We start from the raw sequence: 15,652 nt of genomic DNA on the forward strand, positions 1-15,652 counted from the left end.
TCACCTGAAAAGCACGAGCGTTGCAACGACCCTCAGAATCCGCCCTGCCCTGGGAATGGGCAAAAGGCCCCCGCTCCGGTGGATTCCGGTGCGGGGGCCTGGCTCAGACCGAGAAGGTCTTAGGCGTTGACGGTGGCCTTCTCGCCGACCTGGACGAGCTCAGCGGCGACAGCCTCGAGCAGCTCGGCGGTCTTCTCGTTCGGCGCGAACTGGAAGTCGACGAAGTGGTCCTCGAAGGAGAAGCTGGCCTGCGCATCGAGCGGCAGCATGCCCACGTTGGCCACGATGTCGCGCCAGTGGTTGACCGCCCGGACGCCACCGGCGGCACCGTAGGAGAGGAAACCGACCGGCTTACCCTCCCACTCCACCTTGAGCAGGTCGAAGGCGTTCTTCATGGTGCCCGGGACAGACGCGTTGTACTCCGGGGTGACGAAGACGAAGCCGTCGAAGGAAGTGATGGTCCCGGACCAGGAGGTGGTCTTGGTCTCGTCGTAGGTGCCGTTGGCCATGGCGGGCGGGACGGCAGCGGTCAGCTGGTCGAGGTCCTGCTCGATGAGGTCGACGAGCTCGTAGGTGTTGCCGTCGCCGCGGGCCTGGAGCTGCTCCAGGGCCCACTGGCCGATGGTGCGGCCGTGACGGCCGTTGCGGATGGAACCGACGAACACTGCGATCTTCATTACTGGTGTATCTCCTTCATTGCTGCCTTGATGACATGCACACATTAACCCGAACCTTGTGGATGCGTCAACATTGTGCGGGGCATTTGTGTCACGATCGCGCACGCACATGGCTATGTGAGCCGACACACGGTTGAATGGGGGCATGGCAAAGGTAGCGGACCATCCTGCTCTGACCCTGCTCGCGCGGGGCGGCTACATCGTACTGGGTCTCGTCCACATCCTCATCGGCTGGATCGCCGTTCAGATCGCCACGGGCTCCGGCGGTGGCGAGGCCTCCAACACCGGCGCACTGGCCACCATCGCGCAGGCCCCGGGAGGGCAGTTCCTGCTCTGGGCCGCGGTCCTCTGCCTGGCCGCCCTGGCCCTGTGGCGGGCCAGCCAGCTGTTCACCGGCAGGGATCTCAAGGAACGCGCCAAGGGCGGGGTCCTGGCGGTGGTCTACCTCTCGCTGGCGTTCACGACGGCCACCTTCGCCCGGGGCGGGAGCACCTCCGACAGTGAGACGGCCACGGATGTGACGGCCACGGCACTGGCCCAGCCCTGGGGCGAGATCGCCGTCATGATCGCCGGCGCCGTCGTGGTGGCCGTGGGGCTGTACAACATCTGGCGCGGGGCGACGAAGGGCTTCCGGGAGGACCTGGAGGCCGGCGCGGGTTCCGGCCAGGTCGGCTCGGCGATCATCATCGCCGGAATGGTCGGCTACATCGCCCGCGGCATCGCCTTCGCCGTCCTGGGCGGGCTGATCTTCTGGGCCGGTTGGGCCAACGACCCGGAACAGGCGGCGGGTCTCGACGCCGCGCTGCGCACCCTCGGCGAGCAGCCCGCCGGCAGCGTGCTGCTCATCGTCGTCGGTGCGGGCCTGACCCTCTACGGGTTGTACTCCATCGCCCGGGCCCGTTACATCCGGATGTGAGGCCCCGGTAGGGCCTCAGCACTCCTCGTGTGGGCTGTCGAGGAAGATGCTGCCCGGTTCGTGCAGCTCGCCGAGGTTGTAGGCCTCCCGCAGGTTCGCCTCGGTGAGGACCTGCTCCGGCGGGCCGTAGGCCACCACGCGCCCCGACATGAGGACCACGTGGTCTGCGGCGCGTGCCTCGTCGAGGTCGTGGGTGGTGTGCACGACGGTGCGTCCTGCATCGGTTTCGTCGTGGATGATGTCGTCGATGATGCGGGCGGAGACGATGTCCAGGCCGGTGAGGGGTTCGTCGAGAAGCAGGACGTCATGGTCCTGCGCGAGCCCCTGCGCGACGTAGACGCGTTGGCGCTGGCCACCGGAGAGCTCCTCGAGGTGGCGTCTGGCCAGCGCGGTGACGTTGAGGCGTTCCATGACCTCGTCGACGCGGCGCTTGTCGGCCGCGCGGAAACGCCCGAACCAGCCGGCCGAGGGGTAGCGGCCCATGCGCACGACCTCACGCACCGACAGGGGCACGCCCTCCGGGAAGCTGACCGACTGCATGACGTAGCTGATCCGGTGCCGGGCGGCGCTGGCCGGCCCGCCTGCGACGGTGAGCTGGCCGGCCTGCGGGGTGATCAACCCGCCGATGGCGTGCAGCAGCGTGGATTTTCCGGAGCCGTTCGGCCCGATGATGGCGGTGAGCTTGCCGGCAGGGATGGCCACGTCGCAGGGTGCGACGGCGACGACGCGTTCGTAGCCGAGCTGGAGCTGCCTGCCGACGGCGAGGTCCCCGGTCATTGCGGTGCTCATGCCGCCACCTCCTGACCGTTGGCGCGGTTGCCGCGGCGGCGGAACCGGCGGCTGAGGTACTGGTACTCCATGATCAGCAGGAAAGCGGCGATGGGCACCAGCGCCATGGTGGCGGCCGCGGCGGTGCCCAGGTGGAAGGACAGGATCAGGCCGATGACCACCGAGGAGGCGCCGATGAGCGCGGAGACCACGATCATCGTCGGGATGGAGCGGGTGAGCAGCGCCGCGGTGGCCGGCGGGGCCACGAGCAGACTGAAGACGAGCATGGTGCCCACGGCCTGGAAACTGCCGATGACGCTGGTGGCGATGAGCACCAGCAGCAGGGCGTGGGTCAGCTTGGGGCGCATGCCCAGGGACTCCGCCTTGACCGGGGAGAAGGACAGGGCCAGCAGCGGCCGGTAGAGCAGGAGCGAACCGGCGATGACGATGACCGCGAGGATGGCCTGCTGGCGGATCGCCTCCCAGGACACCCCGAGGGCGTCGCCGAAGAGGATGCTGGTCAGCGAGCCGCTGTAGGAGTCGGAGCGGGAGATGATCACCACGCCGAGGGCCATCATGCCGACAAACAGCAGGCCGATGGCGGTGTCCTCCTTGAGGTGGGTGTGCCGGTGGATCACCTCCACGGCCCCGACCATGACGGCGGCCGCGACGGCGGCGCCCAGCAGCGGATTGAAATCGAAGACGACGGCCGCGGCGATGCCGGGCAGCACGCCGTGGACGAAGGCGTCGCCGAAGAAGCTCATGCCGCGCAGCACGAGCCACACTCCGACGGTGGCGCTCATCACCGCGGCGATGAGCCCGCCGATGAGGGCCCGCTGCTGGAAACCCAGCAGGAACGGGTCAAGAATCCAGTCGATCACGGGTTAACTGTAGTCCTCGTCTGCTCAGGACAGGGCCTCGGTGACGAGGCGGGCGTTCTCCCGCATCATGCCCTGGTAGTCGGCTGCCGGGGAGTCCTCCGGGCCGACGGAACCCTCGTACAGTGCCACGACCTGCACGGATTCGCCGACCTCCGCGGCGAGCGCCTCGACCAGGCCGGGGTTGAGCGCGACGTTGGAGAAGATCACCGGCACACCCTCCTCCCGGATGGCCCCGGCCAGCTCCGCGAGGTCGCGGGAGGAGGGCTGCGCCTCCGTCGAGCCGCCGGGGACGACGACGCCGACGGAACGGAAGCCGTAGGCCTGGTTGAAGTAGCCGAAGGCCTCATGGTCGGTGACGATGGCGCGGCGTTCCTCCGGGATCACGGCGAGGGTCTCGCGGAGCTCCCCGTCGAGGGCGTCGAGTTCTTCAGCCAGCTCGGTGCCGCAGTCGGCCCATGCCCGGTCCCCCGCCTGTTCCGCGACCCGCTCACCGATGATGCGGGCGGCCTCGGCCATGCGGGCGGCGTCGAGCCAGAAATGCGGGTCGAGGTCGCCGTGGTCGTGGGCCTCGTGGTCCCCGTGTTCACCGTCGCCGTGCTCGTGGGCGTGGTCGCCGAAGGGCAGCGGATTGACGAGTTCGGCGACGTGGAGCACCTCGGTGCCGTCGGCCTTGACCTGGTCGAGGGCGGCGCCGAGCCCGGCCTCCAGACCGAGCCCGTTGGCGATGACCAGATCCGCCTTGACCATGTCGGCGACCTGCGCCGAGGAGGCGGAGAAGTCGTGGGGATCGGCGTTGACCGGCATGAGGGTGGTGGCGGTGCCCCCGGCACAGGTGGCGAGCTGGGAGGTGACGCTGCCGAGCGGGGTGGTGGTGACGACGAGGGAAACATCCCCCTCCCCCTCTGCGTTGCTGGCACTGTCGGCCGAGCAGGCCCCCAGGATCAGGGTGGTGGCGGCGGTCAGGGCGATGGTGGCGGCGAAACGAGCCCGCATGAGGGGCCTCCTGGTCTGTGGGGACGTTAATGAAAAACTATTGAAAACCATTGTCAATAATACTCCCGATTCCGGGGCCCGACAACACGGGAGAGAGCCCTGGCAGAATGGCTCCATGCATCTCCGACACGGCACCATCACCACATCTGACGGCACCGAACTCGCCTATTCCCGGGCAGGCGAGGGCCCTGCGATTGTCTTCGTCCACGGCTCAGTCTCCACCCGCCACCCCTGGTTCCCGGTCATCGAAGCACTCGCCGACAACTTCACCTGCCTCATCCATGACCGCCGCGGCCGCGGCGATACCCGGGAGAGTGATGCCTCCGTCGCCAGTTACGGTCCGGAGACGGAACTCACCGACATCGCCACCATGCTGGAGCTGGCCGGGCCCGGCGCCCACCTGTTCGGCCACTCCTACGGGGCGGTGTGCGCGCTGGAATTCGCCCTGCGCAACGAGCTGCCCGGCCACCTCATCGCCTTCGAACCACCCCTGCCGGTCTCCGGCCCGGTCGCCGGGGACACTCTTCCCCGCTACCGGCAGGCCATCGCGGAGGGTGACCCCGATGCCGCGCTCACCCTGGCCCTGCGCGAGATCGTCCGCAGCCCGGAGTCGGCCATCGGCGGGCTGCGCAACTCCCCCGCCTGGCCCGCACTCACCGCTCTGACCCCCACCTGGACCCGGGAGCTGGAGGCCATCGACTCGCTCGGCGCGGACGCCGGATCCATCGACCGCTTCCGCGCACTATCGGGCCGTCCCGTGGATATCCTGCTGGGCACCGCCACCACGCAACCACACATCGACGCAGCTCAACGGCTACACGAGACGATCAGGGGCTCCCGATTGCAGGAGATGGACGGCCTCGACCACTTCGGGCACGTGGCGGCGCCAGCGGTCGTCGCCAGGCACATCCGGGAAGCCCTCACCCAGGCCCCCGTTCAGGGGTAGCGGATCTGAAAACTTTCCCACCACCAGATTTTCCACACCTCACCTTGACTTATCCCTGATATCGCGGAGATTAATCACCCCATAAGCAGTGAATCCGCCCCGACCCGCAGGTTTTGCTTATGTATTCTCGTGGGTTGAAGACATCACCGCGCAAGATGCAGTTTCGGGTTTTAGGGCGGTCCCCGTCTTCAGGGCGCCGCCGTTGCGGCGTGCCCGGGAGCGTCACCTGAACCCGTTTGGAAAGGTATATGTGAGTTCTCCCTACGCAAACGCCCCCCGGATTGACGTCCTCTGGCTGTCCGAACAGGACATGATCGACGCGGGGGTGACGGATTCCGCCGCCTGCGTGGACACGATGGAGGAAACTCTCATCCTGCTCGCTGACGGTGACTACCGGATGGCGGGCGCGTCGGCGAACTCCCATGGCGCGCAGATCAACTTCCCGAAGAACCCCGAGCACGAGGGCATGCCCGCTGACGGCCCGGACCGTCGTTTCATGGCCATGCCCGCCTACCTCGGCGGACGTTTCCGCTCGGCCGGCGTGAAGTGGTACGGCTCCAACACGGAGAACCGCGACCATGAGCTGCCGCGTTCCATCCACGTCTTCGTGCTCAACGATGCCGTGACCGGTGCACCGCTGTCCATCATGTCGGCCAACCTGCTCTCCGCCTACCGCACGGGTGCGGTGCCGGGTGTGGGTGTCAAGCACCTGGCCATCCAGGACGCGGAGACCGTGGGCATCATCGGCCCCGGCGTGATGAGCCGCACGATCTTCGCCTCCGCCCTGTCCCAGCGACCGGGTATCAAAAACCTGAAGATCAAGGGCCGTTCCGCCGGTTCCACCCAGCGCGTGGTCGAGTGGTTCCGGGAGAATTACCCGCAGCTGGAGTCCGTCGAGGTCGTCGACACGGAGCGGGCCGCGATCGAGGGTTCGGACATTCTCATCGCCGGCACGTCCACCTCGCCGGACGGCCCCTCCGGTTTCCCGTACTTCAAGCGGGAGTGGATCAAGCCGGGTGCGCTCATCCTGTGCCCCGCCGCAGCGCGTTTCGACGATGACTTCATCACCTCCGAGGAGGCCAACCTCGTCGTGGACTACACCGGCCTGTACTCCGAGTGGTTCCACGAGAACGGCCCCGACGTCACCTACGAGCAGCTGCTAGGTATCCCCGGCAACCGCTGGTGGGACATGAGCGTCGAGGGCACCCTGGCCAGTGACCGCCTGGTCAACATCGGCGACATCGCCGCCGGGCGGGCCCCGGGCCGGGTCAACGACGAGCAGATCTTCTGCTACTCCATCGGCGGCATGCCCGTCGAGGACGTCGCCTGGGCCTATGACGTCTACCACAACGCCCTGGAGAAGGGCATCGGCACCTCGCTGAATCTGTGGGACGTCCCCGCCCTGAAATAACCACCATCCCCTTATTAGGAGCCCTGACACCTGTCGTGTCTTTCACATCCACCACTGACCTGATCACGTACATCCGCGATGAGGAGGTGGAATACCTGGACATCCGGTTCACCGATGTCCCCGGGATCGAACACGCACTGACCGTCCCCGCTTCAGCCTTCACAGAGGAGGCTGCGGCGGAGGGCTTCGCCTTCGACGGCTCGTCGATCGCGGGTTTCACCTCCGTCGACGAATCCGACATGACCCTGCTGCCGGACGTCTCCACGGCCTACCTCGACCCCTTCCGGCGCCGTAAGACGGTGAACATGCAGTTCTTCGTCCACGACCCCTTCACCCGGGAACCCTTCTCCCGGGACCCGCGCAACATCGCCCGCAAGGCCGAGGAGTACATGCGTGCCAGCGGCATCGCCGACGAATGCTTCATCGGCGCGGAGGCCGAGTTCTTCGTCTTCGACTCCGTGCGCTACTCCACCGACGTCCACCGCAGCTTCCACATGGTCGACTCGGATGAGGGCTGGTGGAACTCGGACGCCGAGACGATGATTGACGGTTCGCCCAACCTGGGTAACAAGATCCGCGTCAACGACGGTTACTTCCCCACCGCCCCCTACGACAAGACCATCCCGGTGCGCGACGAGATCGCCCACACGCTGGCGCAGACCGGTTTCGAGATCGAGCGTTTCCACCACGAGGTCTCCACCGGCGGTATCCAGGAGGTCAACTACAAATTCAACACCCTCCTGCATGCGGCGGATGACCTGCAGAAATTCAAGTACATCGTGAAGAACACCGCCGATGCCCACGGCAAGGTGGCCACCTTCATGCCGAAGCCGCTTCTCGACGACGGTGGTTGCGGCATGCATGCCCACCAGTCCCTGTGGAAGGACGGCAAGCCGCTGTTCTACGACGAGGAGGGTTACGCGGGTCTGTCCGACATGGCGCGCCACTACATCGGCGGCCTGCTGGCGCACGCCCCGGCGGTGCTGGCCTTCACCAACCCGACGGTGAACTCCTACCGCCGCCTGTACTCCGGTTTCGAGGCCCCGGTCAACCTGGTCTACTCGCAGCGCAACCGTTCCGCCGCGATCCGTATCCCGGTGACCGGGCCGTCGCCGGCGGCCAAGCGCATCGAGTTCCGCGCCCCGGATCCCTCCGGCAACCCCTACCTGGGTTTCGCGGCGCAGCTGCTCGCGGGCCTGGACGGCATCAAGAAGCGCATCGAGCCGGGCGAGCCGATGGACAAGGACCTCTATGAGCTGGAGCCGGAGGAGGCGGACAAGGTCCCGCGCGTGCCGTCCTCTCTGGAGGGCTCGCTCTTCGCCCTGGAGAATGACCACGATTTCCTCACCGAGGGCGATGTCTTCACCGAGGACCTCATCGAGGCCTACATCGGCTTGAAGTACGACAACGAGATCAACCCGATGCGCCAGGGCCCGACCCCGAAGGAATTCGAGCTCTACTTTAACTGCTGACGCCGAGCCCGGTAGGTGCCTGTTGTCCAGCAGGAGCAGCTCGTGGGTCTCCGATCCCCGCACCGCCCACATCTCCTGCGCTGTGGCGGTGAGCAGATTCACCGCGTAGACCGGCGCCTTCTCTGCCGGCCCGTGGAGTTTCCCCGGTGATCAGCGCGAAGACATGCTCGGAGTCGGTCTCCCCCTGCGCCCGGCCCAGGCCGGCGCCGAGGTGTTGCCGGAGCAGCGGCAGGTCACCCACGATCCCGTTGTGGGCACACAACCGGCCGTCAATCTCGAAGGTGCGGGTGGCCAGCGCCACGGGCGCGCCGGGGCCGTAGGGCAGATGCGCCCGGAAAGTGCTGCTGGAGGGGTGCCTGGTCTGCCGGGCGAAATCAGTGTCCCGGTAGGTCGCGACGGGGGCTTTCTCCGCGCGGGGGCAGCTGTCCTCATCGAATGTCCCCAGCCCTGTGCGCCGTCCGGGTCGCGGCAGGACTGCAGCAGAAGACTGCCAGGGGCGTCGAGCAGCCAGAACGACACGCGGATGCGCTGTCTCCCGCCTGCTCCCCTTCTCACCCGACCCCCGAATGATGCAGGTCATTGACCGGTGGGTGGGTTCATCCCCAGAGGCACAGGTGTGGTGTACATCATATTGGGGGGTTAGACTGGGTGGTGTCTCCACTGGGCATGCACTGCGGGTAATTCTCACCCGTCTTCCGTAGAGGAACATGAAACGCCCGGACGGCCCGGCGGGCCCGGACTGTCCCCCTAGCCAGGAGGAACTATGACCGCTGTGGCACCAAGGCTTGATGACTACGTCGAACCGACCCGTCCTCAACCGACAGGCAGGCCCCTCAAGGGTTCACGCGCCTGGGACATGCTGATCACCACCGACCACAAGCAGCTGGGCATCATGTACATCATCATGTCCTTCGGCTTCTTCGCTCTCGCCGGACTGATGGCCATGCTGTTCCGTGCGGAGCTGTTCACCCCGGGTCTGCAGTTCCTGTCCAACGAGCAGTTCAACCAGCTGTTCACCATCCACGGGACCATGATGCTGCTGGCCTTCGCCACCCCCATCGTGTGGGGCTTCGCCAACTACGTCCTCCCCCTGCAGATCGGCGCCCCGGATGTCGCCTTCCCCCGTCTGAACGCCTTCGGCTTCTGGATCACCACCGTCGGCGGCCTGACCATACTGGCGGGCTTCCTCACCCCGGGCGGGGCCGCCGACTTCGGCTGGACCATGTACTCCCCGCTGTCCGACGCCACCCACACGCCGGGCGTCGGCGCTGACCTGTGGATCATGGGCGTCGGCATGCTCGGCGTGGGCACCATCGCCGCCGCCATCAACATGCTCACCACTATCCTGACGATGCGCGCCCCGGGCATGACCATGTTCCGCATGCCGATCTTCACCTGGAACATCTTCATTACCGCGATCGTGGCACTGATGGCCTTCCCGGTACTCACCGCCGCGGCTCTCGGCGTGTTCTACGACCGGAATCTGGGCGGCCACATTTTCGACACCGCCAACGGCGGCGCCATCATGTGGCAGCACCTGTTCTGGTTCTTCGGCCACCCGGAGGTCTACATCATCGCCCTGCCGTTCTTCGGCATCGTCTCCGAGGTCATCCCGGTCTTCTCCCGTAAGCCGATGTTCGGCTACATCGGTCTGGTCTTCGCCACCCTGGCCATCGCCTCACTGTCCATGGCCGTGTGGGCCCACCATATGTTCGTCACCGGGGCCGTCCTGCTGCCGTTCTTCTCGTTTCTGTCGTACCTGATCGCTGTTCCCACCGGCGTGAAGTTCTTCAACTGGGTCGGCACCATGTGGAAGGGCCGCATCACCTGGGAGACCCCGATGATCTGGGCTCTGGGTTTCATGGCCACCTTCCTCTTCGGTGGCCTGACCGGTGTCATGCTGGCCTCCCCGCCGCTGGACTTCCACCTGGCCGACACCTACTTCCTGATCGCCCACTTCCACTACACCGTCTTCGGCACCGTGGTCTTCGCCACCTACTCCGGCATCTACTTCTGGTTCCCGAAGATGACCGGGCGCATGCTCGACGAGCGGCTGGGCAAGATCCACTTCTGGCTCACCTTCCTCGGTTTCCAGGGCACCTTCCTCATTCAGCACTGGCTGGGCAACATGGGTATGCCGCGCCGCTACGCCGACTACCTCGATTCTGACGGCTTCACCCTGCTCAACCAGATCTCCACGATCTTCTCCTTCCTGCTCGGCGCCTCCGTCATCCCGTTCGTCTGGAACGTGTTCAAGTCCTGGCGCTACGGTGAGATCGTCACCGTGGATGACCCGTGGGGTTACGGCAACTCACTTGAGTGGGCCACCTCCTGCCCACCACCGCGTCATAATTTCTTCTCCCTGCCGCGTATCCGCTCCGAGCGTCCCGCCTTCGAGCTGCACTACCCGCACATGGTTGAGCGCATGCGCCACGAGGCGCACGTGACCTCCACTGATGAGCGCTCCGAGATCCAGCAGTCCCCCTCCCCGGAGGAAATGCAGCGCGCTGAGGGGCAGCCGCAACGATGAGAACCTCAGGGGACCAGCAACCTGTCACCGTGCCGGAGGCGCTTCCTCAGAGCAGCTCCATCGCCCGGGCACGGTATTTCGGGCGGAAGGCGTAGACGCACACCAGTCTCACGGTGGTGGCGTACTGGTAGGCCTCGAGGGCCTGCTCATCGACGCCCACCCGGTCCAGCTCCTGGAGCACGGCCCGGGTCTGTTCTGCGTTCCACACCCCCTGCCGCTGACGCCAGAGCGCATGCGCCCGCAGGTTGCCCACATCGAGGGCCGGGTCTGCCCGGCAGGCGGTGTCGACGTCGAGCAGCCCGGGGCCGGCCTCCGGTGACCAGAGCAGCTGTTTGCTGTGCAGGTCGCGGTGGCAGGCCACCAGCTCCGGCTCCGGCAGGGCCATCAGTCCAGCGCAGGCCCGCTCCGTGGCGGCGAGCAGATCGCCGGGCTCATTGACGAATGCCAGTGCCTTCTCGGCCCAGCCCCGCAGAACCTCGCATTCAGTGGCGGCCGCATGCACCGGCCCCTCCCCTGCCCCGGTTGCCCAGGTGGCCTGCAGTCCGGCGCTCACCTCGGCCCAGGCCCGGTGCCATTCCTCCTCGCTGAACAACTCAGGTCGGTGCAGGCTGCGCCCTTCCAGGGCCGCCAGGGTGACGGTGTCCGCCGTCGAAGCGAGGATCTCCGGCATCCGGAAGCCGGCCCGGAAGGCCTCCGCCCGGCGGGTGCCCTCAAGGATCGCGGCGGCCTTCCCGGCGCGCACGATCTTGGTGTAACTCTGCCCGTCGGTCGAGCGGATCACCGCACGTTTGCGCAGCCGGTGGGAGACGATCTCCCCTTCCGGGATGGCCAGTTTCGGGTCGGTGCCCGGGGCCTGGGCGGTGAGTTCCCCCATCGACCAGCTGGCGGCGCGCAGTTGCCCGGTGGCCGGGTTCTTCAGCTCCACGGCCAGTCCGTGCCCGCTGTCCGGCCAGGCCCGGTTGACGGTCCAGTTCTGCCCGGCCAGTTCCACCTGCGCCGGTGGAGCCAGCTCGAGGGCGGCCTCGGCCAGGTCCAGGGTGTCCGCCAGCTGCTGTTCCCAGTCGTCCCGACCATGGCGCAGGGCATTGAGTGCCGAGCTGAGGTGGGCGTAGGCCTCCCATACGGCGACGTGCACCGGGTCGACCACCCCACCGGCCTGCCGGTAGCCGCGGAGGAATTCCTCCGCCTGCTGGCTCCGGCGGGCCCTGCGGCAGGCGGCGCGGAAACTGCCCAGGTCGCGGGAGGCTGGCCCGGCCCCGGCGCGGTCGAAGTCGATGAGGCGGATCTGACCGGCCTCGTCGACCAGCACCTGGTCCGGGGAGAGGTCCCCGTGCAGCTCGGTGGCCGGTTCGCGCCGGCTCAGCTCGGGCAGCAGCACCGCCAGGCGCTCGCCGAGCCTGCCCACCCGCCCGGCGAAGCGGGGGGCGGATTCGGCGACGGCGGCCACGGACGTCGATACGCTCACCGGGACCTCGGGCAGGCTCTCCGGTTGACCTGCGGCGTGCAGTTTCGCCACTGCCGCCCCGGCGGCGCGGGTCCCGGCCACGGAGGGGCGGGCCGCCAGGTCGGCGATGCCCCACCAGGGGCTGACGGCGACGTGCCCGTGGCCGAACATGCTGATCGCGGGCACGCCGTAACCCTGCCAGCGGGTGCTGATGGCACCGAGGTGTTCCGCGGAGGTGGCGTGCACGCGCACGACCAGGCCGTCCCCGGTGACGGCGACCAGGCGGCGCTGGGGGTTGTAGCGCAGCACCTGCCAGCCGGAGCCCGGGAGATCACGCAGTGGCCGGGCAAGTTTCCGGTCGGCGGCCACCGCCCCGGAGAAGACCATCACCTCACCCTGCTGGTGCACGGTGAGGGGATGACCCACCCGCTCGGCGCGGCGCAGCGCGTTGGCGAATTTATCGGGGTCCACGGTCGCTTCAGTCCAACCGTGCTCGCGGGTGTCCACATCCTGCCAGGCCACGAGCACGTTGTGGCCGGGTTTGATGCGCAGGTGGACGATCTCCACGCGGCGGCCGAGCAGACCGGTGAGGAAGGTGGCGTCGAGAAGCCCGTTATGGACGAGCAGGTGTTCAGGCAGGTTCAAGGCGGTGCTCCTGGGCGGTACGTTCGGCGGCCTCCTGGGCGCGTGCCCAGTGGGCGATGCGGCTGCCGGGGGTGGCCAGCAGCTCGTCGGGGTGGCCGTCCTCGACGATGCGGCCGTCCTCCAGCCACAGCAGGCGGTCCAGGCCGCGGATCATGGCGAGGTCGTGGGTGATGGCCAGGGTGGTGCGGCCATGGGTGAGGGTCTCCAGGGACTCCTGGACCAGTGCGCGGGCGGCGGGGTCCAGGCCGGTGGTCGGTTCGTCGAGGATGATCACCGGTGAGTTGCGGACCATGGCGCGCGCGATGGCGATGCGCTGGCGTTGGCCACCGGAGAGGGTGTCGCCGCGCGCACCGAGTTCGGTGTCGTAACCGTCGGGCAGAGCCATGATGAACTCATGCGCCCCCGCGGCGCGGGCCGCGGCCTCGACCTCCTCGTCGGTCGCGTCGAGGCGGCCGTAGCGGATGTTCTCGCGCACGGTGGTGGTGAACAGCACCGATTCCTGCAGGAGGATCGACACCTTGGCGCGCAGCTCCTCGAGTGCCACTTCGCGGGTGTCGTAGAACTCAATGCGCACGGTGCCCTCATCGACATCGGCCAGACGCAGCAGGTAGCTGGCCAGGGTGGATTTGCCGGCTCCGGAGGGGCCGAGCAGACCGACGCGTTGGCCCGCGGGGATGTGCAGGTTGAGGTCGCGGAACAGCGGGCGGCCGTGACCGTCGCGGGCGGAGATGTTCTGCAGGAAGACGTGCCCGCGGACATCGGTCATGGGTTTGGGCTCCGGCGGGTCGGCGATGGCGACGGGCACGTCCATGAGGTCGGCGATGCGCTCGCCGGAGGCGGAGGCACGTGCGATGCGGCCGGTGTATTTGGCCATGTCGCGCAGGGGTTTCATGGCGGTTTTCAGGTACATCATGAACAGGACGATGTCCCCGGGGGTCATGTGCCCGCGCAGCACCTGCCAGCCGCCGAAGCCCAGCACCACGGCGGTGGCCAGGCCGACGATGAGGTCGGTGGAGCGTTCCAGGCGGGCGGCCAGGCGCCGGGCCCGGATGCCGGCCTTGAGGGCCTTCTGGTTGCCGGCGGCGAAACCGGTGGCCACCACGTCCTGCAGTCCGTAGGCCTGGACGACGCGGATCGCACCCAGGGCCTCGGCGGCATCGCCGACCAGGCGCCCCTCCCCCTTGCGTGTGGAACGTGAGGCCGAGGTGATGGCAGGGGTGGCGAAGTGCGAGATGACCAGGTAGGCCGCACCGGTGCACAGCACCACCAGGGACAGCACCGGGTTGAGCCACATGACCACGCCGAAGAGCACGATGACGGTGGCGACGTTGCCCACCAGGGGCAGGCCGGCGGTGATGGCCACCTCCTGGAGGCGGCCCATGTCGCCGACGAGGCGCTGGGAGGTGTCGCCCACCGAGGCGGTGGAGTGGTATTTCAGCGACAGGGACTGCAGATGGTCGAAGACGCGGGTGCGCAGGCGGGTGACCACCTTGACGCCGGTCTTGGCGAAGGCGATCGTCGAGATGTAGTTGCAGCCCGCCCGCCCCGCGACGATGACCGCGAGGGCCACGGACCAGAAGACCAGCGTGGTGGTGATGTTCTCCGCCATGCCGGTGGCTCCGGCGAATTCCGCGCCGAGGGACTGCGTGACCGCATCCACGGCGACCTTGACGGGCCAGGGTTCCAGCACCCGGAAGATCACATCACCGGCCAGGGCCAGCAGACCGACGATGATGAGCAGGCGGTGCTCGCCCACATACGGCAGCACCAGTTTCAGGGTGCGTTTCAGCGCGGTCGCGTTGAGGGAGTCCTTGTTCTTCTTGGTCATGGGGATGGTCAGCTCCTGACGGTCACCGGCAGCTGGGCGAGCAGGTCGCCGCAGCGCTGGTTCCAGGTGTGGTGCTTGTCGACGTGCCCGCTGGCCGCCGCCCCCAGCTCTGCGCGCAGGGCAGGTTCTGCGGCCAGGCGGTCGAGTGCCCGGCTGAGCTGGCCGGTGTCGCCGGGCTCGACGAGCAGACCGCGCCCGCACAGCAGTGCGGGCAGCTCCCCGACCGCGGAGGCGATGACCGGCAGGCCCGCGGCCATGTACTCGTAGACCTTCAGGGGGGAGAAGTAGTGGCCGTCAGCCTGCGGGTAGGGCGCGCACGCCGCGTCCCAGCCGGCGAGCACCTGCGGGACATCCGCCGGGGCGACGGCGCCGTGGAAGCGCACGCGGTGGGCGATGCCCAGCTGCGCGGCCTGGAGCTCGAGTGCCTCCTGTTCGGGGCCGGTGCCGCAGAATTCCAGGCGCCAGGGGTGGGTGGCCCGGGCGACGGCGTCCAGAAGAATCCCGGTGCCGTGCCAGGGCTTGAGGGTGCCCACGAAACCGACGGTCAGCTCGCCCGCGCCCGGTTCAGCCGGGAGGAAGCGGGCGGTGTTCACGCCGTTGGGGATGACCGCGGTGCGTGCCTGCGGGGTCAGTCCGTGGACCCAGTCGGCGACGGGTCCGGAGACACAGGAGACCAGCTCGGCGGCCTCGAACATGGCGACGCTCAGGCGGTGCGCGGTGGCGACATCCGTGAGCGAGCGGTGTATGGCCTGCTCCTCGATGAGCGGGGCATTGACCTCCAGGATCAGCGGCAGACCGATGCGCACGCCGGCATCGGAGAACAGGGCATAACGCTCGTAGACCAGATCGAATTCGCGCGCCTGTACCGCCGCGACCAGGTCGTCGGAGACCCCGCGCAGCGCCTGCTCGCGCTCCGCTCCCCGGCCGCGTGGGCGGGGGACGTCGATGACCTCGAGATCGAGAAGATCCTCGGGGATCAGCTCGGTGCCGTCCTTCTCCCCGCGGCGTACACAGAAGACGGTGACGGTGTGGCCGTGGTGGCGCAGCGCCCGGATCATCTCCTGGACGTGCACGCTGGCACCCTTGGATCCGAAGACCCCGATGCCGGGGTCGGCGAGGATGTAGGCGATGTTCATGCGGG

At 67.8% G+C, this 15,652-nt stretch carries 13 protein-coding genes; 5 read left to right on the forward strand and 8 right to left on the reverse strand.

The window, feature by feature from the left end; translation table 11 throughout:
- Positions 1-119: 119 nt before the first annotated feature.
- Complete coding sequence (locus NYP18_RS13845) at positions 120-677, reverse strand: NADPH-dependent FMN reductase (protein WP_259428782.1); 558 nt, start codon at positions 675-677, stop codon at positions 120-122.
- 145 nt (positions 678-822) lie between these two features.
- Between NYP18_RS13845 and NYP18_RS13850 the strand changes: the two genes are divergently transcribed.
- The gene (locus NYP18_RS13850; protein WP_259428783.1) at positions 823-1,593 is read left to right on the forward strand and encodes a DUF1206 domain-containing protein; all 771 of its coding nucleotides are present in this window, start codon (positions 823-825) and stop codon (positions 1,591-1,593) included.
- A 15-nt stretch (positions 1,594-1,608) separates the two neighbouring features.
- On the opposite strand, the gene NYP18_RS13855 is transcribed toward NYP18_RS13850, so the two are convergent.
- The 3 genes from NYP18_RS13855 to NYP18_RS13865 are packed head-to-tail and all read right to left on the reverse strand — an operon-like array spanning position 1,609 to position 4,235.
- Positions 1,609-2,382, reverse strand: coding sequence for a metal ABC transporter ATP-binding protein (locus NYP18_RS13855; RefSeq protein ID WP_259428784.1), 774 nt, complete (start codon positions 2,380-2,382; stop codon positions 1,609-1,611).
- Positions 2,379-3,242, reverse strand: coding sequence for an iron chelate uptake ABC transporter family permease subunit (locus NYP18_RS13860; RefSeq protein WP_259428785.1), 864 nt, complete (start codon positions 3,240-3,242; stop codon positions 2,379-2,381). The genes NYP18_RS13855 and NYP18_RS13860 overlap by 4 nt, the downstream gene beginning before the upstream one ends.
- A 24-nt stretch (positions 3,243-3,266) precedes the next feature.
- The gene (locus tag NYP18_RS13865) at positions 3,267-4,235 is read right to left on the reverse strand and encodes a metal ABC transporter substrate-binding protein (RefSeq protein WP_259428786.1); all 969 of its coding nucleotides are present in this window, start codon (positions 4,233-4,235) and stop codon (positions 3,267-3,269) included.
- 115 nt (positions 4,236-4,350) lie between these two features.
- Between NYP18_RS13865 and NYP18_RS13870 the strand changes: the two genes are divergently transcribed.
- The 3 genes from NYP18_RS13870 to glnA all read left to right on the forward strand — a co-directional run bounded on the left by NYP18_RS13870 (position 4,351) and on the right by glnA (position 8,064).
- The gene (locus NYP18_RS13870; protein WP_259428787.1) at positions 4,351-5,181 is read left to right on the forward strand and encodes an alpha/beta fold hydrolase; all 831 of its coding nucleotides are present in this window, start codon (positions 4,351-4,353) and stop codon (positions 5,179-5,181) included.
- Between the two features lie 310 nt (positions 5,182-5,491).
- On the forward strand, positions 5,492-6,592 hold the full coding sequence (locus NYP18_RS13875; protein WP_439648104.1) for an ornithine cyclodeaminase family protein: 1,101 nt from the start codon (positions 5,492-5,494) through the stop codon (positions 6,590-6,592).
- A gap of 35 nt (positions 6,593-6,627) precedes the next feature.
- Positions 6,628-8,064 (forward strand): type I glutamate--ammonia ligase, encoded by a 1,437-nt coding sequence (gene glnA, locus NYP18_RS13880; RefSeq protein WP_259428789.1) that lies wholly within the window; start codon positions 6,628-6,630, stop codon positions 8,062-8,064.
- Here glnA and NYP18_RS13885 read toward each other — a convergent pair.
- Positions 8,054-8,644: a class II glutamine amidotransferase gene (locus tag NYP18_RS13885; protein WP_259428790.1), complete on the reverse strand. Its 591-nt coding sequence runs from the start codon at positions 8,642-8,644 to the stop codon at positions 8,054-8,056. The genes glnA and NYP18_RS13885 overlap by 11 nt on opposite strands.
- 183 nt (positions 8,645-8,827) lie before the next feature.
- Between NYP18_RS13885 and ctaD the strand changes: the two genes are divergently transcribed.
- Positions 8,828-10,594, forward strand: a complete 1,767-nt coding sequence (gene ctaD, locus NYP18_RS13890; protein ID WP_259428791.1) for an aa3-type cytochrome oxidase subunit I — start codon at positions 8,828-8,830, stop codon at positions 10,592-10,594.
- A 46-nt stretch (positions 10,595-10,640) separates the two neighbouring features.
- Here ctaD and NYP18_RS13895 read toward each other — a convergent pair whose 3' ends face one another.
- The 3 genes from NYP18_RS13895 to NYP18_RS13905 are packed head-to-tail and all read right to left on the reverse strand — an operon-like array spanning position 10,641 to position 15,647.
- Positions 10,641-12,683, reverse strand: coding sequence for a phosphotransferase (locus NYP18_RS13895; protein WP_259428792.1), 2,043 nt, complete (start codon positions 12,681-12,683; stop codon positions 10,641-10,643).
- Positions 12,670-14,511, reverse strand: coding sequence for an ABC transporter ATP-binding protein (locus tag NYP18_RS13900; RefSeq protein WP_259428793.1), 1,842 nt, complete (start codon positions 14,509-14,511; stop codon positions 12,670-12,672). Before NYP18_RS13900 ends, NYP18_RS13895 begins: the two co-directional genes overlap by 14 nt.
- A gap of 8 nt (positions 14,512-14,519) precedes the next feature.
- Complete coding sequence (locus NYP18_RS13905) at positions 14,520-15,647, reverse strand: glycosyltransferase family 4 protein (protein ID WP_259428794.1); 1,128 nt, start codon at positions 15,645-15,647, stop codon at positions 14,520-14,522.
- Positions 15,648-15,652: the final 5 nt, after the last annotated feature.

This window comes from Corynebacterium lemuris (genome assembly GCF_024919295.1).
Lineage (GTDB): Bacteria > Actinomycetota > Actinomycetes > Mycobacteriales > Mycobacteriaceae > Corynebacterium > Corynebacterium lemuris.